Here is a 26,071-nt window from a genome sequence, read left to right on the forward strand (position 1 = left end):
ATCGGATTCATCGGAGTCGGACTGATAGCCGCCTCGCACCTGGAGAACCTGGCGGCCATGGAGGGGGTGGAGATCGTGGCGCTATGCGACCTGTCGCCGGCGGCGCTGGAGAAGGCCCAGCGCCGCTTCGGAGGACAGACGTACGCTGATCACCGGCAGATGCTGGACGATCAGAAGCTGGATGCCGTGTACGTGTGCATCCCGCCCTTCGCCCACAGCGGCCAGGAGCTGGACGTGCTGGCCTCAGGGGCGGCCCTGTTCGTGGAGAAGCCCGTCACTCTGGACCTCGAGCTGGGCCGCAGGGTGGCCGCGGAGATCGAGCGGCGAGGCGCCGTCGCCTGCTGTGGCTACCACTGGCGCTACGCCGATACCACCCGCCGGGTCAGAGAGATGCTCCCTGCCTCAGAGATCGCCCAGGTCCTGGGCCGGTGGCTGGGCGGCATCTGGATGGCTCCGTGGTGGAAGGTGAAGGACCTGTCGGGCGGGCAGATCGTGGAACAGGTCACCCACCTGTTCGACCTCTCCCGTTACTTGGTGGGCGACATAACTGAGGTGACGGCCTACGCCTCGAGCGGGCACGTCCACGATGTGGAAGGGTATACCCTCGACGATGCCAGCGTGGCCAACGTTCGCTTCGCCAGCGGGGCGGTGGGGAACTTCGCTCAGACCTGCATCCTGGACCGGGGGCTGGGGTCGGACCTCACGCTCATCGGGCGCAACCGGGCTGCTGTCTTCAGCACCTCCGCCCTGCGGGTGACCGAGCCCGACCGCACCACCGAGTACCCAGCCCGCGACCCAGCCCTGAAGCTGGAGGACGAGGCCTTCATCGGCGCAGTCCGCTCTGGGGACCCTTCGGGGCTGCTGTCCACTTACGCGGACGCACTACAGACCGTCACTACCACCCTGGCAGCGGAGGCCTCGCTGCAGCAGGGCGGCCGCCGGCAGCGGGTGGACCGCTGGTCGTTCCAGCCCGCGTGAGGGCGGCCAAAGCGGGAGGCGGCATGACCAAGCTGTGGGGGGGAAGGTTCACAGGGGACGTGGACGAGTTGATGGAGCGGTTCAATGCTTCCTTCCCCTTCGACCGCCGGCTCTACCGCGAGGACATCGAGGGTAGCCTGGCCTATGCCCGGGCCTTGGAGCAGGCGGGGGTGCTGTCGGATGCGGAGCGGGTCAGCATCGAAAGGGGTCTGCGGCAGGTTCTGACGGAGTTTGAGCAGGGTACCTTCGTCGAGCGGCCTGGGGATGAGGATATCCACACCGCGGTGGAGCGGCGACTGCGCGAGCTAGCCGGGCCGATAGCGGGTAAGCTCCACACCGGGCGCAGCCGCAATGACCAGGTGGCCACTGACCTGCGTCTCTACCTGCGTCGGCAGCTGGACGAGCGCAGCCAAGAGCTGCATCGGCTGCAGAGGGCCAGCCTCGACCTGGCCGAGCGGAACCGGGCGGTCATCATGCCTGGGTATACCCACATGCAGCGGGCCCAGCCAGTGCGGTTCAGCCATTGGGTGTTGTCGTGGTTCTGGGCCTGGCAGAGGGATATGGAGCGGCTGAACGACTGCCGAGCGCGGGCCGAGGTTATGCCCCTAGGAAGCGGAGCCCTGGCGGGTACCCCCCTGCGGCTGGACCGTGAAGCTCTGGCGAGTGACCTGGGGTTCGCCCGCCCCTCGGAGAACAGCATGGACGCCGTGCGGGACCGCGACTTCGTGGTGGAGGCTTTGAGCTGGGCTGCCATTCTGTCGGTGCACCTGAGCCAGATGGCCGAGGACGTGATCATCTGGTCCTCGGCTGAGTTCGGGTTCGTGCGCGTGGCCGATGCCTACTCCACCGGATCCAGCCTGATGCCGCAGAAGCGCAACCCCGACTCGCTAGAGCTGATTCGGGGCAAGGCGGGGCGGATGATCGGCCACCTCACTGGCTTGCTCACCACCCTCAAGGGACTGCCTTCCACCTACAACAAGGACCTGCAAGAGGATAAGGAGGCGCTGTTCGATGCCATGGACAACCTGGCCCTGACCGTGCCGGTGGCAACGGGGGTGCTGGAGACGCTGGAGGTCTGCCCCGATCGGATGCGAGCGGCGCTGGACGAGGCCATGCTGGCCACCGACCTGGCCGACTACTTGGTAGCCAAGGGGATGCCTTTCCGGCAGGCCCACGAGGTGGTGGGCAGGGCGGTGCGGCTGACGGAGGAGCGAGGCAAGGACCTTAGCCGGCTGGGCCAGGAGGAGTGGGCCAGTCTCTCACCGCTGGTCGGGGCGGACGTGCGGGACGTCTTCTCGTGGGAGCGGTCGGTGGAGGCCCGGAGCGCGTTGGGGGGCACCGGCCTGGCGGCGCTGGAGGAGCAGTTGAGGCGGGCACATGCGGCACTTGACGTGAGCGCTCATGAGCGCTGAGTGAGGTAGGGACTATGAGGCTCTCGTATGGAAGTGGCCCGGTGGCGCGGTTCTCGCGTGATCTCCGCGATCTGTCGTGGCTTTACCTGACCCAAGGAGCATCGCTGGTTTTGCTAGGGATACTGATTGTGTTGTTCCCTGAGCTGCTAGCCATCCTGGTGGCGACGTTTCTGATTGTGGTTGGAGTGCTCACTCTGGCCACCGGCTGGCGGTTGAGGAGGGCGCGCCGAGCCTTCGACGAGATGGGCCGGCTCCTATGGGACTGACGGCCGTGTCCGGGAGGTTGAGGACGGGTGGCGCTCCCGTAGGCATGCCTGGACAGGGTGCGCGGGGCCGAGGTGCGCCCTGTCTGCCATGGAAGGTCCTCCCGCCGGGGCAGGGGGCGACGTCTCGCCGAGCGGAGTCCCTGCGAGGTCGCACCGTGCCTGCTTTCCCGGTCGACGTGCGCCATATGTGCCATGAAGCACCCTACTACGCGCGGAAATACGCAATAAAGCCAAGGATTACCTGCCAATAGTGCAGGATAAGATGACAGCGGCGCCGCCACCGCATCGGGCGCTGCCGACAGCGAAAGGTTGGTGTCCATGGACCGTGGGGGGATGTGTGCGCCTGGCCGCGAGCGACTGCTGGAGACCTTCCGGGAGCTTCTGCGCATCAGCAGCCCGTCCGGGAAAGAGGAAGCTCTGGCCCGGCACCTGGTTGCAGAGCTGGAGATGATGGGCTTGGAGGTGCGACGAGATGGGGCCGGGAACGTCATCGCCCGCGCCGATGGGGAGGGGGAGCCGCTTCTACTCTGCGCCCACATGGACACCGTGGAGCCCACCGAGGACCTGGTGATCGTGGAGGAGGACGGCTGCTTCCGCAGCGATGGCACTACCATCCTGGGTGCGGACGACAAGGCCGGCATCGCGACCATCCTGGAGGCCATCAAGCGCGCCGGGCCCAGGCCACCGCTGGACATCGTGTTTACGGTGCACGAAGAAGGCGGGCTCCTGGGTGCCAAGGCCCTCAATCTGGCGGAGCTGCGGGCCCGGCGAGGATTGGTGCTGGACGCAGGGGGCTCCGTGGGCAGCGTAGTGACGGCAGCTCCCTCGCAGGTGAAGTTGGCGGCGCGGATCCATGGGGTGGCTGCGCACGCTGGGTCGGCTCCGGAGCGGGGAGTGAACGCCATCGTGCTGGCGGCTCGGGGCATCACGGCCATGAGGCTCGGTCGCTTGGACGATGAGACCACGGCCAACATCGGGATCATAAGAGGCGGGCAGGCCACTAACGTGGTGCCGGACTTGGTCGAGTTGCGGGGAGAGGCTCGCAGCCACTCGGAGGAGAAGCTGCAACGACAGGTAGCTGCCATGAAGGGGGCGCTGGAACAGGCGGCCACTGAAGGCGGAGGGCGGGCGGAGGTGGAGGTGCAGCGGTCCTACTCCGGCTTCTCCATTCCTGAGGATGATCCGCTCGTCACCACGTTCCTACGGGTGGCTGAGAGGATGGGACTAGAGGCGGCTACCGTCAAAGGCGGTGGCGGAAGCGATGCCAATGTCTTCAACGCGCAGGGCATGGTGTGCGTGAACGTGAGCGTGGGCATGGGCAACTCACACGCCAAGGACGAGTACATCCGGGTGGATGACCTGGAGCAAGCCACGGGACTTCTGACAGAGCTGCTACGGGCGCTGAGCCGGCTACCGGAGAGGGACAGCCAATAGCGGGCGGCTCCGTCGCCGCCCGGCCGAAGCCGCGCGACGAGACTGCGGACGGGACGGTGGTCCACTATCTGAGGATCTACGGCCTGCTGATCATCGCATTCCACCTGGCATCGCCGTGGCTAGACGTGGAGCACGCCTGGGGGGCGGGCGGGTTTGCTTTTCTCCCTGGCCCGGTCAGGATTGGTGTGGCTGCGGTGGCGGTCCTTTCCCTGAGTCCGCTGGCCGGGGCAGCGTGGCGCCAGGTCGAAGGGCTGGGGCGCCGGCTGCTGAGGATCCAGGACAGGTTGGCCGGCAGCCCTGGCAGTCGGTTGCGGCTCCGGGTCTGCGCAGCGGTTATGTTCTTCCCTCTGTTCTGGGTGGCGCGTCTGCAGCATCTGCGCTGGGGCGACGCCTACATCTTCGCTCACGCCATCTCACATCCCGAGGTCCGCCTGACCTACAACTGGCAGTCGCCCCTCGACCTCTTCCTGCACGCCAAGCTCTGGAGTCTCCTGAATGCGGCCTGGGGCTGGGACGTGGAGCACACCTACGCTCTGATCTCTTGCCTGGCCGGGGTGGCCTACGTCTACCTACTCCTCGAGTCCCTTCCCTACTGGGGTGAAACCTCGTCCGAGAAGGCCACGGCCCTGACGTTCTTCCTGACCCTGGGTAGTCTGCAGCTCTTCTTCGGCTACGTAGAGAGCTACACTATCCTCCCGGTAGGCATACTGGGCTTCCTGGTCCTGGGCCTGCGGTTCCTGTCTGGCAATGGTGCCCTGTGGCCGGCGGCAGCAGTGCTGGCTTTCACCCACTCGCTGTCACTGTCCACCCTGCCGCTGCTTCTGGCCCTGGCGTACCTGGTTTGGCACGGTTACCGGGCCCGCGGCCTTTCACCCGAGCGCCTGGCCCTGGAGGCGGGCGGCCCCATGCTGGTGATGGCGCTCCTGGTGCTGAGCATCATGACCGCAGGCGGCCACGGCATACAGGCCCTGCTCACTCACGACTTCCCGGGAGGTGGCGACGCCAGCTGGTTCGTCCCCTTGTTCCGGACAGAGACTCGCTGGCAGCACTACACCATGTTCTCTTGGGCTCACCTGCGCGACATTCTTAACCAGCAGATCCTGGTGGCACCTTTCGGCCTGGCGACCGTGACAGGGGTACTGGTGCTGCGGCGCCGATCGGTCAGGTGGAAAGAGCCATGGTTCCGATTTCTCATCCTGGCTGCCGGCGCGTACTTGCTCCTCACCTTCGTGTGGAATCCCGACTACGGCGGGAGACGAGACTGGGACCTGTTCGCCCCTGCCTCTTTCCCTCTCACTGCGCTGGCGGTGTATCTAGTGAACCGGTACCTGGAACCCCGCGAGCGGGAGCAGGCCACCGTGCTCATCGCCGCGGTGTCCCTGATGCACCTGGGGCCCTGGATCCACTTCAACGCTCAACCCTGGCCGTGGGATTGATGGGACGCCCATGCCGATGATCCTACGCTGACGCACGCTGACCAACCGAGAGATAATGCAGAGAAGATCAGCGAGTACCAGCGCGGCGTACCAGCGGCATCAGCGTCCTATGCGAGGTCGGGTTGACGCTGCCAGCATCCCCTTCTAGCATTGCCCACAGTAAGTCCTTCAGAGAATCAGGCGGCCCGTGCCGGGCTGGGGACAGCGCGCGGGCGGCCGAGGAGTGGGCATGAGCGTTAGCGACATCGTGGCCAGTACGAGCCGGGTGCACCCGGAGGTTGCCGTCGTGCGCCTCAGGGGTGAGTTAGGGCCGGCATCGGGCGAAGCACTGGTGGAGGCCGTCCGCGCTGCCGGCCGGGAGACCGGGGCTAAGTCTCTAGTGCTAGACTTCTCTGCCGTCGAGCGGCTCTCCGGCGCCGTTCTGATCCCACTGGCTGTAGCCCAAGCTGGTGCCGAGCGCGAGGGTCTCCGCTTAGGAGTGACGGGGCTGCCTCCCGAGGCTGTGGAAGCCTTTCGCGTCGTCTGGCCGCCGACCGCGCTGCCAGTATGCGCCGATGAAGCCGAGGCTGTTGCCCTTATGTCTCCGTCGGCGGCTGATCGAGGCGGAGCCGCCACAGGGATAGCAGCGGCCGGTTGGGTCGCCAGCGCCGGGAAACATGGAGGCTGGGCGCAGTCCTTTGGGCGGCTGCACGTCACCGCGGAGGCGGATGTTCCGCGCATCAACGTCGAGGGCCAGACCACCTGCGGGCCGGCCGAGGGATTCGGACGCATGTGGCACAAGACCTATCGGGTGCGCCTGGAGGGGTCGGAGGCGACGCCTGAGGACGTGATTTCCGGGTGGAGGGAACGGTTTGGCCAGTTTTGGCCCCCGGGGAATCGGATGGACACTGGGCCCGAGGGGCTGGTGCCGGGCGCGGTGGGGGTGATAACGCTGGGCGGGCCGCTCGGGCTGCGTCTGATCACCGGCGTGCAGGTGGTCTACTCGGGGCCGGAGTCCTTCGTTTTCATCCCGGTTCGGGGCCACATGTTCTGTGGCCTGATCGCTTTCAGCGCCATCCGCGAGGAAGGGACGACAGTGGCTCAGGTGGAGGTGGCCGTGAGGGCCAGCGACCCGCTATGGGAGGTCGTCATGCGTACTGGCGGCTACCGCCAGGAAGACCGCCACTGGCTGCACACCCTGAAGGTGCTGAGCGAGCACTTCGGGGTGCGGGCCTGGCCGGAGGTATCGGCCGCAGTGGTGGACCCTGCGCTGCATTGGCGCCACGCCGGCAACCTGCTGTTCAACAGCGGCATCTGGTCGGGGCTGTACTTGGCTGCGACGGCACTCCGTCGGGCGCGGCGCAGCGCATGACGAGAGGGTCACCGCCAGATGCCGTCGTGGTGGGCTCAGGGCCGAACGGCCTGGCGGCGGGGATAGTGCTGGCCCAGGCGGGTCTGGCGGTGGAGGTCCTGGAGGGCGCCGAGACCATCGGCGGAGGCATGCGCACGGCGGAGCTGACGCTGCCTGGCTTCCGGCACGACGTATGCTCTGCCGTTCACCCTCTGGCGTTGAGCTCTCCGTTGTTTCGTGCGCTGGACCTGGAAGCTCACGGGTTGCAGTGGGTGCAGCCCGATCTGGCCCTGGCCCATCCTTTCGACGATGGCTCGGCAGCGGTCCTGTCGCGCTCGCTGGAGGAGACGGCGGCCTGGCTAGGCGGTGATGGGCCGGCTTACCTGCGGCTACTGGCTCCCCTGGTGAGGGCGTGGCCGGCGCTGGCGGAGGACGTGCTAGCGCCCCTGCGACTGCCCCGGCGACCGACAGGTATGGCGCGCTTTGGCTGGCACGCCGTCCGCCCGGCCGCGTCCCTGGCCCGGGAGTGGTTCCGGGGGCCGCGGGCGCAGGCGCTGTTCGCCGGGCTGGCGGCCCACGCCATGGTGCCCCTGCACCGTCCCCCAAGTGCCGCGTATGGGCTGGTGCTGGCCATGGCCGCTCACTCGGTGGGTTTTCCCGTGGCGCGGGGCGGATCGCAGTCGTTGGCGGAGGCTCTCGCCCTGGAGCTCAGGTCTCTCGGGGGCCGAATCGAGGCCGGCCGCCCGGTTCGCTCTCTGGGGGAGCTTGGGACGGCTCAGTTGGTGCTGCTCGACGTGACGCCTCGGCAACTGCTGCAGATGGATGACGGCACGCTGGCCGCGGACTACCGCCGCCGGCTGGAGCGTTTCCGATACGGGCCGGGGGTGTTCAAAATGGATTGGGCTCTGTCGGAGCCGGTGCCCTGGCGGGCAGAGGCTTGCCGCCGGGCCGTGTCGCTGCATCTGGGGGGCAGCCTGGAGGAGATCGCTCGATCCGTGGAGGCGGTGAACCGGGGCGAGCACCCGGAACGACCTTACGTGATCGTGTGCCAGCAGAGCCTGTGCGACCCTGGCCGGGCGCCCGAGGGAAAGCACACCCTGTGGGCCTACTGCCACGTGCCCAACGCCTCGGAGATGGACGTCACCGAACGGATCGAGAGCCAGATCGAGCGCTTCGCTCCTGGCTTCCGGGACTGTGTGCTGGCGCGCCACGTCTTGCCGCCCAAGGCGCTCGAGGAGCACAACCCCAACTACGTCGGGGGCGACATCAATGGCGGCATTCAGGACTTGCGACAGCTCTTCTTCCGGCCGGTGGTGGCGGCGGTACCGTACGCGACCTCAGCCCCGTGGCTGTATCTGTGCTCTTCCTCCACTCCCCCCGGAGGGGGAGTACACGGCATGTGCGGCTACCACGCGGCGCGTGCGGCGCTGCGGCGTGGCCTCGGGAGGCGGTAACGACGGCGGACCCAACCCATCGGTGCCAGGTGCGGGGCGTCAGTTACTGCGCAGGTTCACCAGGCGGGCCGCGGGCATGCCCAGATGAAACAAGTTGCCGTTGCTGGTAACTACGGCCGGATAGCCCGATAGCTCGGCCAGAACGCGCAGAGGGGCGAGCTCCGCCTCCGACCGCGCGTGCATGCGCCAGGCGCCGTCGGCTGCCTGGGCCAGATACCAGGTGCCATTGCCAAACCCTGTCCGGTGTGTGGTCGAATCCCGCACGAGAGCCCCTCCCCCTGCGTCACCTACGTATCGGCAGAGGTCCGGGCTGACTTGAGGACAGCCAGCGAAGGTAGAACGCTGATGACGCAGATCAGCCGCTAATATACGCTGATCAGAGAGAGACAATGTCAACGGCTGAGCGGCGATTAGCGCGGTGCCAGCGGCATCAGCGTTCCATTCCCACCCGCCGGTTCCGCAGTTGGCGGAGCAGCAGGGCCTTGGTGGCCTCCGCGGCGACCGACGGGATCAAGGCCAAGGGCAATATGTCCAGCCAGTGCCCCAGGGTGAGGGCGCGGGTGTCGAAGACCTCGTGGAGAGGGGGAACGTAGAACATGAGGGCCAGGATCCCCAGGGACACCAGCACGGCGTACTGCATGTACTTGTTGCTGAAGAAGCCGATCCGGAACACCGAGTAGTACTCCGATCGAGCGGTGTAGGCTCGGAACAGCTCGCTCAGAGTCAGAGTGGCGAAGCCCATGGCCCTAGCCATGCCGATGTCGTCGGGGAACCAGTGCATGCCGAGGCGGTAGGCGGTGAGCGTCGCCGCCCCGATGGCGATCGCCTGCACTCCTATGCCCACGCGCATCTCCTGGTTGAGGATGGGCTCGTCCACTCGGCGCGGGGGTCGGTCCATGATGTCGGGATCGCCCTTCTCCAGGCCGAGAGCCAGGGCTGGCGCACCGTCGGTAAGAAGGTTAAGCACCAGGAGCTGGATGGCCGTGAGGGGTACCGGCCATCCGAGCAGGGTGGCCAGAAAGACGATGAGGATCTCACCCACGTTGCAGGACAGCAGGTAGTAGACGAACTTGCGGATGTTGGAGTAGATGACGCGGCCTTCCTCGATGGCGGCCACGATGGAGGCGTAGTTGTCGTCGGTGAGCACCATGTCGGCGGTCTGCTTGGTTACGTCGGTGCCGGTGATGCCCATGGCCACCCCGATATTGGCCCGCTTCACTGCCGGGGCGTCGTTGACCCCGTCCCCGGTCATCGCTACCACGTGGCCGTTCTGGCGCAGGGCTTCCACCAGCCTTACTTTGTGCTCCGGCGACACGCGGGCGTACACCCGGACTTGCGGAGCCACCCGGACGAATTCCTCGTCGGGGATGCGGGAGATCTCAGCCCCGCTCAGCACCGGGTCGCCTTCCTCGATCAGGTCCAGATCCTTGGCAATGGCCACCGCCGTATCCAGGTAGTCGCCGGTGACCATGTACGTGCTGAGGCCGGCCCGTTTGGCCACCCTGATGGCCTCGCGCACCTCCGGCCGTGGAGGGTCTATCATGCCCAGGAGCCCGACGAACACGAGATCCCGCTCCAACTCGTCGGGCGTCGGGTTGTCGGGGAGCTTGTCGACCTCGCGATAGGCCAGGCCGAGCACTCGGAGCGCCTGGGCGGCCATCTTGTGGTTGTGTTCGAGTATGCGCTCCTTGCCCTCTGGGGTCAGTTCCGCCGGGCCCTCGGCGGTGAGCACGCGGGTGGAGAGATCGAGGAGGATATCCGGGGCGCCCTTGACGTAGATCACGTAGCGGCCCTCGCGGCCATCGGGATGGACCGTAGCCATACGCTTGCGGGCGGAGTCGAAGGGAGCCTCCGCCAGGCGGCGGTGCTCCTCGGAGAGAGCCTCCTTCCACAAGCCGGCCTTGGCGGCCGCTACCACCAGGGCGGCTTCGGTGGGATCGCCATAGATGGCCCAAGAAGAGTCTCCCTCGTCCCGTTCGAGCTGGGAGTCGTTGCAGAGGGCGGCTCCGGTGAGGAGAAGGGTTAGCCGTTCGTCTTCCTTGGGGTCAATGGGGTCGGAGCCGCTGATGAACCGCCCCACGGGCTCGTAGCCCTTGCCGGTCACTTCGACTTCCTGCCCGTCCACGTAGAGCCGCACCACCATCATCTCGTTCTGAGTGAGGGTGCCTGTCTTGTCGGAGCAGATAGCAGTGGCGCTGCCCAGCGTCTCCACGGCGGGAAGGTTGCGGATCAGGGCGTGACGGCGCACCATGCGCTGGAGCCCCAGGGCGAGCGATATGGTGACTACGGCCGGCAGCCCCTCGGGGACGGCGGCGATGGCGAGGCTGACGGCGACGAGGAACATCTCTAGTACGTCCTGGCCTCCCAGGCTGCCAAGGAGGAAGACCAAGGCGCTCACCGCCAGGGCCCCGACACCTAGCCACTTGCCCAGCTGGTCCAGCCGCCGCTGAAGGGGAGTCGCCTCTTCCTCGTAGGACTGGATCATCTCGGCGATGCGGCCGATCTCGGTGTTCATGCCCGTTCTCACTACCACGGCACGGCCGCGACCGTAAGTGGCTGTGGTGCCGAGGTAGGCCATGTTGCGGCGGTCTCCCAGGGCCGAGTCCGCTTCCGCCAGGGCGCGAGCGTCCTTCTCCACGGCGTGAGACTCGCCGGTGAGCGCGGCCTCGTCCACGCGCAGATTGACCGCCTCGATGAGGCGCACGTCGGCGGGGATGAAGTCCCCGGCCTCGAGCAGCACCACGTCTCCGGGAACCAGTTGCACGGCGGGGATGGTCGTGGGTCGCCCGTCCCGGATGACGGTAGCCTCGGGAGCGGCCATCTTCTTCAGGGCCGCGAGGGCTTCCTCGGCCCTGGACTCCTGCACTACGCCCAGGGCGGCATTCAGAATGACGATGGCCAGGATGGCGGTGGCGTCGAGGTACTCGCCCAGGGCCAGGGAGATGAGGCAGGCCACCACCAGGATGATGACCAGGAAGTTCTTGAACTGGCGCAAGAGCAACTGCCAGAAGCCGGGCCGGGGGGCTTCTCGCAGCTCATTGGGGCCGTACTGCTCCAGGCGTCGCTCGGCCTCCTGGGCCCCCAGTCCGTGGTTGGCATCGCTGCCGAGTGCGGCTAGCACCGCGTCCACGGTGTGGGTGTGGGCTTGCTCCACGGCGTCGGCCTCAGCGGGCCGGGCCTCCACGCTGACGGATTCCATTCACTGATCTCCTGCGAACGGGCGAGGGCAGCAATACCGCTCGCCTGTCACGATCCAGATGGCGCTATGGGCTCTAGCGCACCGGAGTGTCGGACACCCAGGCCACGTAGCTGTCCCAGCGGTCTCGGAGGTAATCCCGCTGCCGTTCGAATGCCAGGGCCTGCTCCTGGATCAGATCCTCGTAGACGCCAAGACCCTGACGATCGAGCTCGTTCCAGAACGAGAGAGAGCGGGCGTAGTACGGCACCGCGAGCGAAGCGGCCACTTTGTCCGGGTCGAGCTCGGCTTTGTTGAAGCACACGCCGAAGTCCATAACCATGCGCGCCCAGAGCTCCGGGTCGAAGCGCAGAAGCTCCGGCGCATCAGCCCGGGCCAGTTCGACGAATGCCGAGTAGTGCTCCGGGACCAGGATGCGCTTCAGCAGGCGTCGCCAGGTCCGGAACCCCTGCCGGAGGCCACGCCAGAAGTCTTCCGTGGGGCGGTTGTCCGGCGCCACCGGCGGGGGAGGGGGCCCGTCGGCGTCGAGCGGCGAAGCGCTGGAGACAGCCCGCCACACGCGCTGATGGGACCCAAGGTGTCTCAGCAGCGTACTGACTGTATGGGTGAAGCGCTGCTCGTAGGCGGTGGTGCCGAACACCAGCGACAGCGTCTTGCGGCACAGCGGGACCTGGACCAAGCGTATGTCGCTGGCCAACGCCATCACCAGCAACCAGACATCAATACCACTGCGGGCCGCGTCCGTCTCCCACACGTCCTGGTCGGCATAAGCTAGAGCCAGGCGCCCAGACACAGCCCACCCGACGGCCAGAGGCCGTCGGGCGTCACGACCGTACATCACCCTCACCATGGGATAGACGATCAGATCTTCCAGGGAAGCGTCGGTGTAGCTCCACTGGTGCATGGGCAAGACCAGGTGAGCCCGGTTCTCCAGGATGGGAGCGAGGAGAGCCTGCACGTCCTGGGGTCGCACGCTGGCCAGGGCTGCGTCCAGCACTACGCACACCGTAGCCCGGAGGCGGGCGGCGATCTCGAAGACGGCTCTGGTGGCGCTGCCGATGCCGGTGAGGCCGTTGTAGCCGGTGCTGAACCGCTGTATCTCGGGGGCGACGCGGGCTCGCATGAAGGCGGCGGCCGTCCCGTCGGAGGAGTTGGCGTCCACATTGACCAGCACCGGCCTGGTGCCCGTGTCGTACTGAGCCACCGCCTGGGCCGCGCTCCTGACCACGGATCCGATGGTGCGGGCGTTACGGTAGCTGATGATGCCGATCACTATGTCGGCCGAGCCCAGGCGCTGGAGGTGTTCCTCCGCATCCTCTAACAGAGCAGATTCAAACATGGGCCGATCTCTCGTCAGAAGGCCAGGATGAAGAGTAAGTCATTCACGTTGGTGTTGGTGGGGCCGGTGGTGATGAGCTCGCCAGTGGCCTGCAGGAAGTGGTAGGAGTCGTTGTTTCGCAGGTAGGCAGCAGCGTCCAAGCCTTTCTCCCGGGCGCGGGCCACCGTGCCGCCATCCACCACGCCACCGGCAGCGTCGGTAGGCCCGTCGGTCCCGTCGGTGGCCAGGCTGGCGACGAGCACGCCCTCCCAGCCCTCGAGGGCCAGGGCGGCAGCCAGCGCCAGCTCCTGGTTTCGTCCACCCTTCCCCTGTCCCCGTATGGTGACGGTGGTCTCGCCTCCGGCGACGAGGCAAGCGGGCCGGCAGAGAGGCCGATCGCTGACGGCCATCTCCTTGGCCAGCGCGGCAGCCACCTTGGCCACCTCGCGAGCCTCGCCCTCGATGTACGTGGTGAGAAGGAGGGAGTTCAGGCCTTCCTCCTGCGCCTGCTCCACCGCTCGGGCAGCGGCGATGTCGTTGCTACCCACAACGAGGGTATGCACTCGTTCGAAGATGGGGTCGCCGGGCTTGGGAGTCTCGGGCAAGTGCCCGTCCCGGCCGGCCATCAGGCGGCTGAGCACCGGCTGGGGGGCCTCATCCAGCAGGTCGTACCGCTCCAGGACGCGCCAGGCGTCCTCGAAGGTGGTGGTATCAGGGACCGTGGGACCGGAAGCGATAACGTCTAGTGGGTTCCCAACCACGTCCGACAGCAGCAGGGCAATCAGCCGCGCTGGCTGAGCCAGTCGGGCCAGCCCCCCGCCCTTGATACGCGAGAGGTGCTTACGAACGGCGTTCATCTCGTTGATGGTAGCACCGCTACGCAGGAGGAGCTCGGTCAGCGCCTGGATGTCGCCCAGCGAGATCCCCTCGGCGGGTAGGGTCATGAGGGCGGAGCCCCCGCCAGAGATGACGCAGATGACCAGGTCACGCTCAGTGAGGCCCTGGAGGGCGGCAGCCATTTGCTCGGCTCCCTCGACCCCGGCCTGATTCGGTGTAGGATGGCCAGCCTCGACGAAGCGGATGGGGCAGGCGCTGTGGCGGGACATCTCCTGAAACTCTTCGGGAGCGAGGGTGTAGCCTTCCTTGACGTTCACGATGCAAGAGGAGAGCCGGTCGCCTAGCACGGTTGCCACTGCCTTGGCCATGGGAGCGCCCGCCTTGCCGCCGCCCACCAACAGCACCCGGTCGGTCTGGCTCAGGTCGTAGGTTCGCCCGCCCACGTGCAAGGTGTCGTCCTGGCGATGCAAGCTGTTGAGGACAGCCTTCTCGGGGTCCACTGCCTCCAGGGCGGCGGTCATGATGCGACCGAGCGCCCGGTGGTGATCGGACGGTTGCCATTGCCAGCTTGGCATCAGCATGCACTCCTACGACGACGTCTAGGGCGAACGGCAATCTCAGGGCGCGCGCAACAAACGGCCTGGGACCGACGGTCCGCGTCAGGCCGGCGCACGCACCGTTCGCGCCGCCCCTCGCCGGGACGGCAGCGGCTATTATACTATCGTGAGAGGCTTGCGGCTACATTCTGCAGGCTGATTGGCTGGGAGGGGGAGAGGGGGAGACGCGGGGACGGGGAGAGGGGGAGACAGGGGAACGGGCGCCCCTTCGCTCGGCCCGAGCGCGTTCTCGCCGTCGGCGGAGCCCAGCCTCTGACCCCGCTCATGTCCCTCTCCGTGTCTCCCTGTCGGCTTTCGGCTTGCTGGGGCCGGCGGGGGATGCTATATTACGTGTGTACACATAGCAGTGCCCCTGTAGCTCAGTGGATAGAGCAGCGGCCTCCGGAGCCGTGCGCGGGCGTTCGAGTCGCCCCAGGGGTACCACGGTGCGGCATTGCCGCACCGTTCTTATGTCTGGCGTCCGCCCCAGGCTGAGTGCATCCCAGCGCGCGTGGCGCGCTCCCAATGACGAGGAAGCGCCCCCAGGGGCAGGAGCGCCTGCCCCGCAAGGTCGCACGTGGGCCTGCGGGCTGCCCATCGGGGATGTTCGCTGCCGAAGAGCGATCGCCTTGCCCCTGTGGCGGCTCTTCGCCCCGTGGGGGTGGCGATGCTATAATCGCCTACCTGGAGATCGCGATGGAATACGGTGGTCTCAACCACAAGATGGCCGAAGTGCGCGCTCTAACCGATGCCAAAGGCTTTTCCTCCGCCCCCGACCGCATCTGGGAGATGTTGACTCTCATCCACAGCGAGGTCTCCGAAGCGGCGGATGCGTACAAAAAGGGGCGACCGATGGAGGAGGTGGGTGAGGAGCTGATAGATACCCTGATCCGGGTCCTGCATCTGCTCTCGGCTCTCGGGTTAGATGCCGAGGCAATCTACCAGCAGAAGATGGCCAAGAACTGGCAGCGCCCCGCCAAGTACAACACGGCGAGAGGCGGCTGATGGCGGAACCGCGGCTCTATCGCACCACTGGCGTGGTTCTGCGCCGCCGCGACTTCGACGAGGCAGACCGCCTTATCACTGTGCTCACCCCCGACCGGGGAAAGGTCACGCTTCTCGCCAAGGGTGCCCGCAAGATCAACAGCCGCAAGGCGGCTCATGTGGACCTATTCCGCCAGGTGGATCTACTGGTGCACCGGGGGAGGAGCTTCGGCATAGTGTCCCAGGCCGAAACGGTGCGCGCCTTCCCTCACATCGGTTCGGACCTGGCGCGGATGGCGGCAGCGCACTACCTGGCCGAACTGGCGGATACCTTCGTCGGGGAGGGCCAGGAGTCTCGCGGCGTCTACGACCTCCTGGTGGCGGTGCTGGACTGGCTGGAGGCGGGCGGGGATCCGCGCCTGATCCAGCGGTATTTCGAGCTTCATCTGCTGGACCTGGAGGGGTACCGTCCCCAGCTGTACCGCTGCCTGCACTGCGACCGGTGGCTAGAAGAGGAGACCAACCTCTTCGATGCCGCCTCCGGGGGCGTCTACTGCCCCTCCTGCGGAGCGGGTCTGCCTCAGGGGCGGAGGGTGAGCGTGGCGGCGCAGAAGGTGCTGCGCTTCCTTCAACGGAGCACAGTCGCAGATTGCCAGCTCCTGCGCCTCAAGCCGGCCCTTCACGACGAGATGGAGAGCCTCATGGCGGAGTACATCCGGTACGTTGCCGAACGCCCGCCCCGATCGCGCCGGTTCATCCAGGCGGTGGACAGCCTGCCGGCTGAGGCTTGACCACAGCTTCACTCCCTTACGAGGTGACAGATCATATGGGTCAACGCGGCCCAGGGTTCCAAGAGATCATCATGCGCCTGGAGCGCTTCTGGGCCGGTCAGGGCTGCCTCATCTGGCAGCCATACAACGTGCAGGTGGGAGCGGGCACCATGAATCCCGCCACCTTCCTGAGGGTGTTGGGGCCCGAGCCCTGGCGCGTGGCCTACGTGGAGCCCTCCGTCCGGCCTGCCGACGGCCGCTATGCTGAGAATCCCAATCGGTGGCAGCAGTACTACCAGTACCAGGTCATCCTCAAGCCGGACCCCGGAGATCCGCAGGAGATGTACCTCCGCAGCCTGGAGGCCATTGGGCTGGACCTGCGCCGCCACGACGTTCGCTTCGTGGAGGACAACTGGGAGGCCCCGGCGCTCGGAGCCTGGGGGCTAGGCTGGGAAGTCTGGTGTGACGGCCAAGAGATCAGCCAGTACACCTACATGCAGCAGGCTGGGGGCTTCACGCTGGACCCGGTCTCGGTGGAGATCACCTACGGGCTGGAGCGGATCATGCTCTTGCTCCAGGGGGTGCCCACCTTCCTGGACATCCGTTGGGACGAGGACATCACTTACGGCGACATCCTCCAGCGGCAGGAGGTGGAGCACTGCACCTACAACTTCGAGGTAGCCGACATCGGCCGCCTGACAGAGCTCTACCGCATATTCGAGGCGGAGGCTGAGTCGGCCCTGAGGCGGGGCCTGGTCATCCCGGCGCACGACTACGTGCTTAAGTGCAGCCATACCTTCAACGTCCTGGATGCTCGCGGCGCCATCGGCGTGACCGAGCGGGCCGGCTATTTCGCGCGCATGCGCGAGCTGGCCCGTCGGGTGGCGGCCGCCTACCTGGAACAGCGGGAGCGCGAGGGCTTCCCTCTGACCGCGCACGCCACGTGGGCGGTCCCGCAGAGCGCCCCTGAACCTGCTCCTCCGCCGGCGCCTTCGGATCGGCCACAGCCCTTCGTGCTGGAGATCGGCACGGAGGAACTACCCCACGGCGATCTGGAGGCCGCCCTGGATCAGCTCCGGCGTCGGGTGCCGGAACTGCTGGAGCGGGAGCGGCTGGGCTACTCCTCCTTGACGGTGGCAGGAACCCCCCGGCGATTGGCGGTTCTGGCGGAGGACCTGGCTCCGACTCAGGCCGACGAGGTGTCTCTGGTCAAGGGGCCCCCGACTCGCGCCGCCTATGACTCCAAGGGCAACCCCACGCGGGCAGCGGAAGGCTTCGCCCGCCGGCACGGGCTGGCGGTGGAGGCGCTTCAGGTGGCCGACATGGACGGCGGGTCATACGTGGTGGCCGAGGTGCGCAAGGTGGGCGAGCCGGCGGCGGTGGCGCTGGCGCGGCTTCTGCCGGAGCTGGTCGGCTCGCTGCGCTTTCAGCAGAGCATGCGGTGGGACGGCTCCGGAGTAGCCTTCTCCCGGCCGGTCCGCTGGCTCCTGGCCCTGCTGGGGGAGGCAGTGGTGCCCTTCTCCTTCGCCGGTCTTAGCAGCGGGCGGGAGACACGTCCGTTGCGCACGGCGGAGGGAGACCGGCTCAAGGTGCCCTCGGCGGACGCGTATCCCGCGATTCTCAGGGAGGCCGGCATCATCCTGTTGCATGAGGAGCGACGCGAGAGAATTGTTCGTCGCTCCAGTGAGCTGGCAGCGGCGGTGGGGGGGCAGCTGGTCCCCGACGACGAGTTGCTGGCGGAGGTGGCCGATCTGGTGGAGGCGCCTAGCCCCATCCTGGGAGGCTTCCCTGAGGAATACCTGTCCCTCCCCCGCGAGGTGCTCACCACGGTGATGCGCAAGCACCAGCGCTACTTCGCTGTTGAGGGACGGGGGAAGCTTCTGCCCTGTTTCGTGGCGGTGCGCAATGGAGGCCCCGAGGGCGAGGAACTGGTGCGCCAGGGATACGAGGCTGTCTTGCAGGCACGCTTCGCCGATGCCGCCTACTTCTTCCGGGAGGACCAGAAGCGGAAGCTGGAGGACTTCCTGCCCAGGCTGAGCACTCTCACCTTTCAAGAGCAGCTGGGCTCCATGCTGGACAAGGCGCACCGGATAGAGGCTCTGGTGCCCCGCCTGGCGCCGCTGCTGGGAGTGTCGGAGGAGGACGTGCCGCGAGCCGCCCGTGCGGCGCGGCTGGCCAAGGCGGATCTGGCCACCCACATGGTGGTCGAGTTCACGTCGCTCCAGGGCGTGATGGGCAGCATCTACGCCCGGCGCCAGGGTGAGGATACGGAAGTGGCGGACGCCATTGCCGATCACTACTCGCCTAGGCGATCAGGCGACCCCGCTCCCTCCAGCCGGATCGGCTTGCTGGTGGGGGTGGCCGACCGCTTGGACAGCATCGTGGGGCTGCTGGCGGTGGGCCTGGAACCCACTGGCTCCACCGATCCCTACGCCCTGCGGCGGGCGGCCTCCGGCCTGGTCCAGAACCTGATCCAGTGGCGGGCGCGGCTGGACCTGCGCCGGGCCTTTCAGTTGGCCGGGGAGCAGCTACCGGTGGCAGTTGGCGCTGAGGTCCAGGAGAGAGCGCTGGACTTCGTGCGCCAGCGGCTGCGGGTGCACCTGCAGGAGCAAGGTTTGCGCTATGACGTGGTGGACGCGGTACTGGCCGAGCGAGGCCATGACCCCTACTGGGCTGCCGTCTCCGCCCCCCGCCTGCAGGAGTGGGTGGGAAGGCCGGGCTGGATGGGCATTCTCAACGCCTACGCCCGCTGCCGCCGCATCGTGAGGGACGTGGGGGAGAGGCTCGAGCTAAGGCCGGATGACCTGGACGCCGGGGCGAGCCAGGAGCTCTACGAGGCTTACCTGGAGCACGCCGCTGGCCTTGACCGGGAGAGCAGCGTGGACGAGCTGCTCGCTGCCTTGGAGAAGCTTGTCCCCGCTATCAATCGCTTCTTCGACGACGTCCTGGTGATGGCCGAGGACCCGGAGGTGCGGCGCAACCGGCTGGCGCTGGTGCAGCACATCTCTGCTCTGGCCGATGGGATTGCGGACCTGAGCCGACTCGAGGGGTTCTAGCATGGAGCGGGCCCTGTTGGGGCCGGCGAAAGACTTGGTGGAGGTGGTGCGCGAGACGGCAAGGCGCCACCTCCTGTTTCGTTCCGGCGAGACCGTAGTGGTGGGTTTCTCGGGAGGCGCCGATTCGCTCGCCCTGCTCCATCTGCTCCGGCGTCCGGAATGGGGAATCGAGGTACACGCGGCTCACCTCAACCACCTGCTGCGGGGAACCGAAGCGGACGAAGATGCCGAGTTCGTGCAGCGCACTTGTGCCGACTGGGGCGTTCCGCTGACGGTGGAGTGCGCAGACGTCGCCAGACTAGCCAAAGAGCGAGGCCTGGCGGTGGAGGAAGCGGCCCGGCAGGTGCGCTATGCCTTCCTGGGGAGGGCAGCCGAGGAGGTCGGCGCGGGGGCAGTGGCCGTGGCCCACCACGCCGATGACCAGGTGGAGACGGTGGTGATGCACTTCCTTAGAGGTTCCGGCCTGGCTGGGCTCAGGGGCATGCTGCCATCGGTGGCTCTGGCCGGACTTCGGGTGACGGGGGAGCGTCCAGTGTCGCCTGAGATCCGGCTCATTCGTCCCCTGCTGCACGCCCCTCGATCGCTGATCGAGCAGTACTGCGCCGAGCACGGCCTCGAGCCCCGCTTCGATCGCTCCAACCTGGACACTACCTACTTCCGTAACCGGCTCCGACTGGAGCTGATCCCGTATCTGGAGACGTTCAACCCCAACGTGCGTCAGGTCATCCGGCGCACGGCCGAGGTGTTGGCCGCCGATCACGACTACCTGCGTCAGATGCGGGATCGTGCCTGGGCTGAACTGGTGCGGGAATGGACCTGTGACCGGGTGGTGTTCGACTTGGAGGGTTTTCGGCGCCAGCACCTGAGCCTACGTCGAGCCCTGCTGCGGGAGGCGATCGCCCGTCTGAGGCCTCCCATGCGCAACATAGACTGGGTACACGTGGAGCAGGCGGTGCAGGCAGTGCAGGAGGCCCGAGGGGCGGGAGTCCGGGCCGACCTGCCCCAGGGCCTGATGCTCACCGTCGGATATGGTCTCTTCGCCCTCGCAGACGAGAGCGTGGCGGCGCCGCTGCGTGAAGACCTGCCTCAGTTGCCCCCCGCCGTGGAGGCGGTGGTCGTGCCGGTGCCGGGAGAGGTAAGACTGGGCGAGGGGTGGAGGGTCAGGACCGAGGTGGTGTCTTCGGAGCACCTTCCGCCGGAGGCGCTCGACGGCGAGCACCCATGGACGGCGTACCTGGACTGCCGAGCAGGGGAAGGGGAGCTGGTGCTGCGTCGGCGGCGCGAGGGCGAGCGCATGCAGCCCCTGGGAATGGAAGGAAGGAGCAAAAAGCTTAGCGAGCTGATGATCAACCTCAAGATAGGGGCCCCCTACCGAGAGCGCTATCCCATCCTGGCCCGAGGGGACACCGTGCTGTGGTTGCCCGGGCACCACGTGGACCATCGCGCTCGGATCACCGAAGAGACCGAATCCGTGCTGGTGGTGCGGATGGAGCGGGCGTGAGCCTGTCTCTGACCGAGCGGGCGGCAGCGCTGGGCGGCGGCCTCACCGGCGACCGGCGGCGGCTGGTGGGCGTGATCATGGGCCTCAGCTACGGCGCGGGCTGGGCCGCCTGCACGGTGTGGTTGCGGCGCCTGCTGGACACCTACCCCTTGCACCCGACCGGCATCATGTTCTGGCGTGGCCTGATCGTATCGGGCGCGCTGATGGCCATACTGCTGGTCCGGGGCCAACGGGCGCAGAGGGAGAACAGGCGCAGGCGCCACGGCGGAGGCCGCCCTCCGGGGCAGGCACGGGTTCTGCCCCTAGAGGAGGACGGGCGAACACAAGGCGGGCGAACACAAGGTTCGCCCCTACGGGTGGCGCGAAGGCATGTGCCCCTGCTGGTGCTCTTCGGGTTCGTCGGCATCGCCCTGAACAACGCCTCCTGGGGCCTGTCGGTCAACCTAAATGGGGTGACGGTGGCCACCGTGATGGCCTACAGCGCCCCGATATTCACGGTGTTGCTCTCCCGCCCGCTATACGGGGAGCACATAACCCGTCGCAAGGCTACTTCTCTGCTGCTGGCTCTCACCGGCTGTCTGCTGGTTTCCCAGGTCTACAACATTGGCCGAACGCAGCTACAGACGATGGGCATGGCCATGGCTCTGGCGGTGGGTCTGACCCAGGCAGGAAGAGACCTGCTGGGCAAGAAGGTAGGAGGCCTCTATCCCGAGCTGAAGGGACTGTTCTACGGCTTCCTCTTTGGCACGGTCTTCCTGGGGGTGGGGCAGTTGTCGTGGGAGCTGGTGCCTCGGCTACCGCCCCTCGGTTGGCTAGAGCTAGGCGGCATGTCTCTGGGCATCATGGCCTCCTACCTGCTCTACTTAGGGGCGTTGGCCCGGCTGCCGGTGAGCGTGGCCAGTATTCTGGGCCTGTCTGAAGCGGTGGTGGCGGCGGTGTTGGCGTATCTGGTGCATGGCGAGACACTGTCAGGTCCTCAGATCCTGGGAGCGCTGCTCGTGATCAGCGGCGTGGTGGTGCTGGAGGTGCGCGATGCCTGAGCCCAGGGTGGTGCTCAGGCCGGAGCGGGAGCGCAGCGTCCTCAACCGGCACCCCTGGCTATTCAGCGGCGCCATAGCGCAGGCTGACTGCCCAGATGGCCAGGTGGCGGAGGTGTTCGCCGCCGACGGCCGCTGGTTGGCGCGGGGCTACTACAACAGCCGGTCCCAGATTCGGGTGCGCCTGCTCACCTGGGACCCGGAAGAGGCCGTGGACCGAGAGTTCTGGCGGGGGCGACTGATACGGGCGCTGGAGGGTCGCCGACGCCTGCCCGGCTGGCCCTCCACTGCGGCGCGACTGGTCAACGCGGAGGCGGACGGGCTGCCCGGGTTGGTGGCAGACCTGTACGTGGAGGCGGAGAAGCCCGGACCGGCGGTCCTGGTGTTCCAGGCACTCACCCTGGGCATCGAGGTGCGGCGCGAGGAGCTGCTCTCCTTGCTGGAGGAGGTTGTGACGCCGGAGGCGCTGCCAGGACAGGGCACGTGGCGGCGGCTCGCGCTCTACGATCGCAGCGACGCCGACGTCCGCAGGCTGGAGGGTCTGCCCAGCCGCGTGGGGCCGATCGCGGGGGAGGAGCCGAGACCGGTCGCCATCCGCGAAGGCGGTCTGCTCTTCGAGGTTGATGTACGGACCGGGCACAAGACAGGCTTCTACCTGGACCAGAGCGCCAACCGGGTGCGGGTGAGTCGCTACTGCGCTGGGGCGGACGTGCTGAATGCCTTCGCCTATACTGGGGGATTCGGCGTCCACGCTCTGGGAGCCGGAGCAGCCACAGTGGTGGACGTGGACACCTCGGCAGCGGCACTGGAGGCGGGTCGAGGCAACGTAGAGCGCAACCGGCTGCCCATCGAGAGGCGGGTGGAAGTAGAAGGCGACGTGTTTGGCGTGCTCAGGCGCTTCCGAGATGCTGGCCGACTCTTCGACGTGGTCGTACTGGACCCGCCCAGATTCGCCCAGAGCGCTCGCCAAGTGCAGGCCGCCTGTCGCGGCTACAAGGACATCAACCTGCTGGGGCTGGGGCTCCTCCGCCCGGGAGGGGTGCTGGCTACTTTCTCCTGCTCAGGGCTGGTATCGGCCGATCTCTTTCAGAAGGTGGTGTTCGGAGCCGCGGTGGACGCGCGCCGCGAGGTCCAGGTCCTGGAGACACTGTCCCAGGCTCCGGACCACCCCATTTCGATCACCTTCCCCGAGTCGCGGTACCTGAAGGGATTGCTGTGCCGCGTGTGGTGAGGGTACTTCGATGGCGCTGGTGGTGCGGTGATCCTGGCCCATCCGAGGCCGAGAGCCAACCAGGATCAGCGGAAGTGGGCCCGGTCCCGATGCCGGCGGATTGATATGACCCTGCACTGAGGCAGGGTGCCGTGTCATCCTCCAGCATCGGGGAGACGGATTCTGAGACGAGCACTGCTGCTCGGGTTCTTCGGCGCGCCCAAGCTACAAGGGCAGGCCCCGAATGCATTGCCGCTACGCCTTCCTGGGAGGAGGGCGCGCGCTCACGGTCGGTGGCCATGTGCAGACATGCAGCGCGTGGGCGCGCGCATTCCTCGGGGGTTGAACGGCATCGTCTTGGCCTCGTAGCTGGCGGAAGAGCGGGCTCTGGGAGCGAGTGTGGGAGGCGCCTACGCGGGTCTTCCCGGTACGACTGCCGCCTGAGAACACACTCGATCCCGCTATCCCAGCTCTTACGGTGCGGTTGCAGCTGGCCGGCGCTGCGCCTATAATGGCGCTTGGCCCCCTGTGCAGGTGCTGTTACTAGTAACGTTGGAGGTGTCACAGTGGCTAGTTACCCGATTGGCAGCGAAGTGCGCGCCCGCAATGGCATCATCGGCCGCCTGAACCAGGTGGTGGTAGACCAGCACACCGGAGAGGTAACGGATCTCGTGGTGGGCCTGAGAGGTGGTACCACCAGTGTGGTCTTGCCGCGATCCGTTGTGGCGCGGTGGGACGAGAGCGGCATTACGGTGAACCTCCTTATGGAGGACCTCCGTTGGCAGAGGGTCTACCAGCCGACCGACTTCGCGCCCTGCGACCCGTCTCTCGCTGCGGTCCGCGAAGGAGAGGCGTTGGCATGGCGCGATCGCTATGGTGCCGGGGCGGATTCCCGACCGGCGGTGGCCGGCCTCACGCCGGAGCGAGTGGCGGCTTCGAGGCCGCCTATCGGCCGAGGCACGCGGGCGTTCGTGAAAGGGAAGCCCGTCGGAAGCCTCGACCACGTGCTGGTGGATCGCAAGACCGGTGAGATCACCCACCTAATCCTCCAGGCCGGTGAGGCTGGCGCCTCGTCAGTGGTGGTGCCGGTCGAGCGCGTGGAGTCGGTGCAAGAGGATGGAGCCCACCTGAACCTGAGCGAAGAAGAGTGGGACGTGCTGGTCCGCTACGCCCCTCGTCAGGACTCCGCCGTGGTCTCGGAGGTACGCAGCCGGCTGGCCGAAGTGGGCTGCCCTCTGGACGAGCTGGACGTGACGGCTGAGCGGGGAGTGGTCACCCTCCGTGGGCCAGCCTATGACCTAGAGACCAAGCGGGCCGCCGACCGCGCCGCCAGGGGAGTGGAAGGCGTGGTGGATGTTGAGGACGAGCTCACTGTGGACACGGGGGTGGCCGCAGATGTGATGTCTGCTCTAGCTCACGACCCGCGCACTAGTCTGGCGCACATCGAGGTGGTGGTGAATCGGGGGACTGTGACGCTGAGAGGGGTGGTGGCCTCAGAGCAAGAGTCGCGGGCTGCGGAGGAGATCGCGGAGCAGGTGAACGGGGTGCAGATGGTGATCAACGAGTTGGAAGAGAACCCCAACGTTCGCGACCAGCCTGAGGGCGTGTTTGTGATCCATCCGCAGCAGTGGCGTGTCATGGGCCAATGACGGCTGCGCCGTCATTGCGGCCCCAGGAGGCCAATTGAGCCCAGGTGCGGGGGCGGTCTAGCCGCCCCCGGCGCGTTCCAGCTCCCAGAATCTCTCTGGGAGCTCGTTGACCTCGAAGTACGCTCCCTGAGGACCCCAGCGGGTGAACCATTCAGCGTCCTCGGGAGACAGCCGGATGCAGCCGTGAGACGTGGGGTAGTTCCCCAGGGCCTCCAGGTCCTGGTACACCTTGACTCCGTCCTCGACCAGATAGGGGGCACCGTGGATGAGGATCCCTCCGTCAGCCTTGAATAGGTACCAGCCTTCGTCCTGGGTGGTGCCGAAGGAGCTGAAGGTGCCCACGTAGTGGCCGATGCGGCCCTGCCGAGCGGGTGTGTAGGTGTGCTCGGTAGCCCTGCCGGTGCTTGCCGGCATGGTCCGTATCAGCTTCCCATCCTCGAACACAAACACGGTCTGGAGTTCCTGATCTATGTAGACGGCCTTGCCGCTCAGGGCGGCCTCGGGCAGGGTGGGCGTAGGCAGTGGCGTAGGTGAGGGTGTGACGGTGTGGGTGGGGGTGGCGGATGGAGTGGCCGTGGCGGTAGCGGTCGGCGCCACGGTGGCGGTGGGCGGAGGAGTGGGCGTCGAAGTGGGAATGGAGGCAACGGCTGTGGCTGTGGCCTCCATGGCGACCGCTACGGCTCGCGACTCGGAGGCACCAGCGGTGACCTGAACCGCGATGAGCGCAGGGAGCAGAAGCAGGACGACGAGAAGGGGCGATCTACTCTGAGTGGGCATTGAGGTTGGCCTCGAAGCGACGGATGGCCTGGCGCAGCCGTAGCTGCTCCTGGGAAGTGGTTAGGTCGGCCCGGGTACGCTCGAGCACGCCGCGCACCATGTCGGTGTTGTGGCGAAGGTTGCCGGTGATAGCGCTGGGGAAGTCCACCGTGACCAGCTGCCAGTAAGCCTCGTCCATGATGGCCAGCACCGCCTCGGCGCGATCCATCTGGTCCCGACGGATTAGGTCCAGCACATGCCGGCGCATTTCTCCTACGGCCTCGGCCAGGGCGTTGAGGTAGGCGGGGGCGTCCACGCTGAGATCGCCCGCGGAGGGGATGGGCCGATCCATTACCACCGCCAGGGTGATGCTGGCCTCGGCGTACTCTCTGAGGGCGTCCTGGGTGTACCCGGCGAGATAGAGGTCGCTGTGATCGGCAGTGGCGTCGCGCATCTCCAGAGCCAATTGGCGGGCTTGTTCCAGCAGGGAGCGGGCCTGCTCGAACTCCTGCCGGTGGGTGGCCCGAATGGAGTTGGCACACAGCCTGGTGAGCACGCGAGCACGACCGAGGGTCTCGTCCCGTATCTGATTCTTGGTCTCGAGCAATTCGCGCAATGGTTGGACAATGCTCTCGAGATCGGCCACTAACGCGTCTCCGTGTAGGGCGAGATCGGCATAGTTTAGCCAGTCGCTGCCGAAGAGACAAGACTGGGTGAGAGCTCACGTAGGGCTTTCTCAAAGTCGAACCAGCGTTGGGCGAGCTGCCACGTGGCGCTGGCCAGCAACCACGGCCGGCCAGCGAGCAGGCGAGGAACAGAGGCGATGCAGCATCCGATAGCGCCCAGACTGG

20 protein-coding genes and 1 tRNA gene are annotated in these 26,071 nt (G+C 67.0%); 15 read left to right on the forward strand and 6 right to left on the reverse strand.

The annotated features are described in order from the left end of the window. The 7 genes from HPY83_16705 to HPY83_16735 form a co-directional block, all read left to right on the forward strand. Positions 1-978 (forward strand): Gfo/Idh/MocA family oxidoreductase (locus tag HPY83_16705; GenBank protein NPV09586.1); only part of this gene is annotated, 978 nt, incomplete at its 5' end. 32 nt (positions 979-1,010) lie between these two features. Beyond that, positions 1,011-2,390 carry an argininosuccinate lyase gene (gene argH / locus HPY83_16710; protein ID NPV09587.1) on the forward strand — a complete coding sequence of 460 codons (1,380 nt, stop codon included), beginning with the start codon at positions 1,011-1,013 and terminating at the stop codon, positions 2,388-2,390. A gap of 14 nt (positions 2,391-2,404) precedes the next feature. Then, positions 2,405-2,656 carry a DUF3096 domain-containing protein gene (locus tag HPY83_16715; GenBank protein ID NPV09588.1) on the forward strand — a complete coding sequence of 84 codons (252 nt, stop codon included), beginning with the start codon at positions 2,405-2,407 and terminating at the stop codon, positions 2,654-2,656. Between the two features lie 333 nt (positions 2,657-2,989). Next, on the forward strand, positions 2,990-4,090 hold the full coding sequence (locus tag HPY83_16720; GenBank protein NPV09589.1) for a M20/M25/M40 family metallo-hydrolase: 1,101 nt from the start codon (positions 2,990-2,992) through the stop codon (positions 4,088-4,090). Positions 4,091-4,146: 56 nt separating this feature from the next. Next, complete coding sequence (locus HPY83_16725; GenBank protein NPV09590.1) at positions 4,147-5,526, forward strand: hypothetical protein; 1,380 nt, start codon at positions 4,147-4,149, stop codon at positions 5,524-5,526. Positions 5,527-5,755: 229 nt separating this feature from the next. Next, complete coding sequence (locus HPY83_16730) at positions 5,756-6,877, forward strand: STAS domain-containing protein (protein NPV09591.1); 1,122 nt, start codon at positions 5,756-5,758, stop codon at positions 6,875-6,877. After that, on the forward strand, positions 6,874-8,310 hold the full coding sequence (locus HPY83_16735) for an NAD(P)/FAD-dependent oxidoreductase (protein ID NPV09592.1): 1,437 nt from the start codon (positions 6,874-6,876) through the stop codon (positions 8,308-8,310). Before HPY83_16730 ends, HPY83_16735 begins: the two co-directional genes overlap by 4 nt. A gap of 39 nt (positions 8,311-8,349) precedes the next feature. On the opposite strand, the gene HPY83_16740 is transcribed toward HPY83_16735, so the two are convergent. From HPY83_16740 to HPY83_16755, 4 genes are all read right to left on the reverse strand, one after another. Then, complete coding sequence (locus tag HPY83_16740) at positions 8,350-8,574, reverse strand: hypothetical protein (GenBank protein NPV09593.1); 225 nt, start codon at positions 8,572-8,574, stop codon at positions 8,350-8,352. A gap of 166 nt (positions 8,575-8,740) precedes the next feature. Beyond that, positions 8,741-11,509 (reverse strand): cation-translocating P-type ATPase, encoded by a 2,769-nt coding sequence (locus tag HPY83_16745; GenBank protein NPV09594.1) that lies wholly within the window; start codon positions 11,507-11,509, stop codon positions 8,741-8,743. A gap of 73 nt (positions 11,510-11,582) precedes the next feature. After that, entirely contained in the window at positions 11,583-12,845 is a 1,263-nt protein-coding gene (locus tag HPY83_16750) for a hypothetical protein (GenBank protein ID NPV09595.1), read from the reverse strand. Positions 12,846-12,859: 14 nt separating this feature from the next. Further along, a complete protein-coding gene (locus HPY83_16755; protein ID NPV09596.1) occupies positions 12,860-14,242 on the reverse strand; it encodes a glycerate kinase in 1,383 nt (460 codons plus the stop codon). 384 nt (positions 14,243-14,626) lie between these two features. Here HPY83_16755 and HPY83_16760 point away from each other — a divergent pair. From HPY83_16760 to HPY83_16795, 8 genes are all read left to right on the forward strand, one after another. Then, a tRNA-Arg gene (locus HPY83_16760) sits at positions 14,627-14,701 on the forward strand. 252 nt (positions 14,702-14,953) lie between these two features. Next, on the forward strand, positions 14,954-15,262 hold the full coding sequence (locus tag HPY83_16765; protein ID NPV09597.1) for a hypothetical protein: 309 nt from the start codon (positions 14,954-14,956) through the stop codon (positions 15,260-15,262). Then, positions 15,262-16,032: a DNA repair protein RecO gene (recO, locus tag HPY83_16770; protein ID NPV09598.1), complete on the forward strand. Its 771-nt coding sequence runs from the start codon at positions 15,262-15,264 to the stop codon at positions 16,030-16,032. The genes HPY83_16765 and recO overlap by 1 nt, the downstream gene beginning before the upstream one ends. 35 nt (positions 16,033-16,067) lie before the next feature. Continuing rightward, positions 16,068-19,067: a glycine--tRNA ligase subunit beta gene (locus tag HPY83_16775; GenBank protein NPV09599.1), complete on the forward strand. Its 3,000-nt coding sequence runs from the start codon at positions 16,068-16,070 to the stop codon at positions 19,065-19,067. A 1-nt stretch (position 19,068) separates the two neighbouring features. After that, positions 19,069-20,568, forward strand: coding sequence for a tRNA lysidine(34) synthetase TilS (gene tilS, locus HPY83_16780; GenBank protein ID NPV09600.1), 1,500 nt, complete (start codon positions 19,069-19,071; stop codon positions 20,566-20,568). Beyond that, positions 20,565-21,608, forward strand: coding sequence for an EamA family transporter (locus HPY83_16785; GenBank protein NPV09601.1), 1,044 nt, complete (start codon positions 20,565-20,567; stop codon positions 21,606-21,608). The genes tilS and HPY83_16785 overlap by 4 nt, the downstream gene beginning before the upstream one ends. Further along, on the forward strand, positions 21,601-22,836 hold the full coding sequence (locus HPY83_16790; GenBank protein ID NPV09602.1) for a 23S rRNA (cytosine(1962)-C(5))-methyltransferase RlmI: 1,236 nt from the start codon (positions 21,601-21,603) through the stop codon (positions 22,834-22,836). The genes HPY83_16785 and HPY83_16790 overlap by 8 nt, the downstream gene beginning before the upstream one ends. Positions 22,837-23,381: 545 nt before the next feature. Continuing rightward, positions 23,382-24,464 (forward strand): BON domain-containing protein, encoded by a 1,083-nt coding sequence (locus tag HPY83_16795; protein NPV09603.1) that lies wholly within the window; start codon positions 23,382-23,384, stop codon positions 24,462-24,464. A 57-nt stretch (positions 24,465-24,521) separates the two neighbouring features. Here HPY83_16795 and HPY83_16800 read toward each other — a convergent pair whose 3' ends face one another. Together HPY83_16800 and HPY83_16805 are read right to left on the reverse strand one after the other, a co-directional pair. Continuing rightward, positions 24,522-25,241 carry a L,D-transpeptidase gene (locus tag HPY83_16800; protein ID NPV09604.1) on the reverse strand — a complete coding sequence of 240 codons (720 nt, stop codon included), beginning with the start codon at positions 25,239-25,241 and terminating at the stop codon, positions 24,522-24,524. Then, a complete protein-coding gene (locus HPY83_16805; GenBank protein ID NPV09605.1) occupies positions 25,225-25,866 on the reverse strand; it encodes a haloacid dehalogenase in 642 nt (213 codons plus the stop codon). The genes HPY83_16800 and HPY83_16805 overlap by 17 nt, the downstream gene beginning before the upstream one ends. Between the last annotated feature and the right edge of the window lie 205 nt (positions 25,867-26,071).

Source organism: Anaerolineae bacterium, assembly GCA_013178015.1.
Lineage (GTDB): Bacteria > Chloroflexota > Anaerolineae > DRVO01 > DRVO01 > Ch71.

Excerpts from the sequence above, each read along its gene's own strand:
- HPY83_16715 (NPV09588.1), top strand. The coding sequence starts at position 2,405 with ATGAGGCTCTCGTATGGAAGTGGCCCGGTGGCGCGGTTCTCGCGTGAT.
- HPY83_16720 (NPV09589.1), top strand. The coding sequence starts at position 2,990 with ATGTGTGCGCCTGGCCGCGAGCGACTGCTGGAGACCTTCCGGGAGCTT.
- HPY83_16730 (NPV09591.1), top strand. The coding sequence starts at position 5,756 with ATGAGCGTTAGCGACATCGTGGCCAGTACGAGCCGGGTGCACCCGGAG.
- HPY83_16735 (NPV09592.1), top strand. The coding sequence starts at position 6,874 with ATGACGAGAGGGTCACCGCCAGATGCCGTCGTGGTGGGCTCAGGGCCG.
- HPY83_16745 (NPV09594.1), bottom strand. The coding sequence starts at position 11,509 with ATGGAATCCGTCAGCGTGGAGGCCCGGCCCGCTGAGGCCGACGCCGTG.
- HPY83_16750 (NPV09595.1), bottom strand. The coding sequence starts at position 12,845 with ATGTTTGAATCTGCTCTGTTAGAGGATGCGGAGGAACACCTCCAGCGC.
- HPY83_16755 (NPV09596.1), bottom strand. The coding sequence starts at position 14,242 with ATGCTGATGCCAAGCTGGCAATGGCAACCGTCCGATCACCACCGGGCG.
- HPY83_16765 (NPV09597.1), top strand. The coding sequence starts at position 14,954 with ATGGAATACGGTGGTCTCAACCACAAGATGGCCGAAGTGCGCGCTCTA.
- recO (NPV09598.1), top strand. The coding sequence starts at position 15,262 with ATGGCGGAACCGCGGCTCTATCGCACCACTGGCGTGGTTCTGCGCCGC.
- HPY83_16775 (NPV09599.1), top strand. The coding sequence starts at position 16,068 with ATGGGTCAACGCGGCCCAGGGTTCCAAGAGATCATCATGCGCCTGGAG.
- tilS (NPV09600.1), top strand. The coding sequence starts at position 19,069 with ATGGAGCGGGCCCTGTTGGGGCCGGCGAAAGACTTGGTGGAGGTGGTG.
- HPY83_16790 (NPV09602.1), top strand. The coding sequence starts at position 21,601 with ATGCCTGAGCCCAGGGTGGTGCTCAGGCCGGAGCGGGAGCGCAGCGTC.
- HPY83_16800 (NPV09604.1), bottom strand. The coding sequence starts at position 25,241 with ATGCCCACTCAGAGTAGATCGCCCCTTCTCGTCGTCCTGCTTCTGCTC.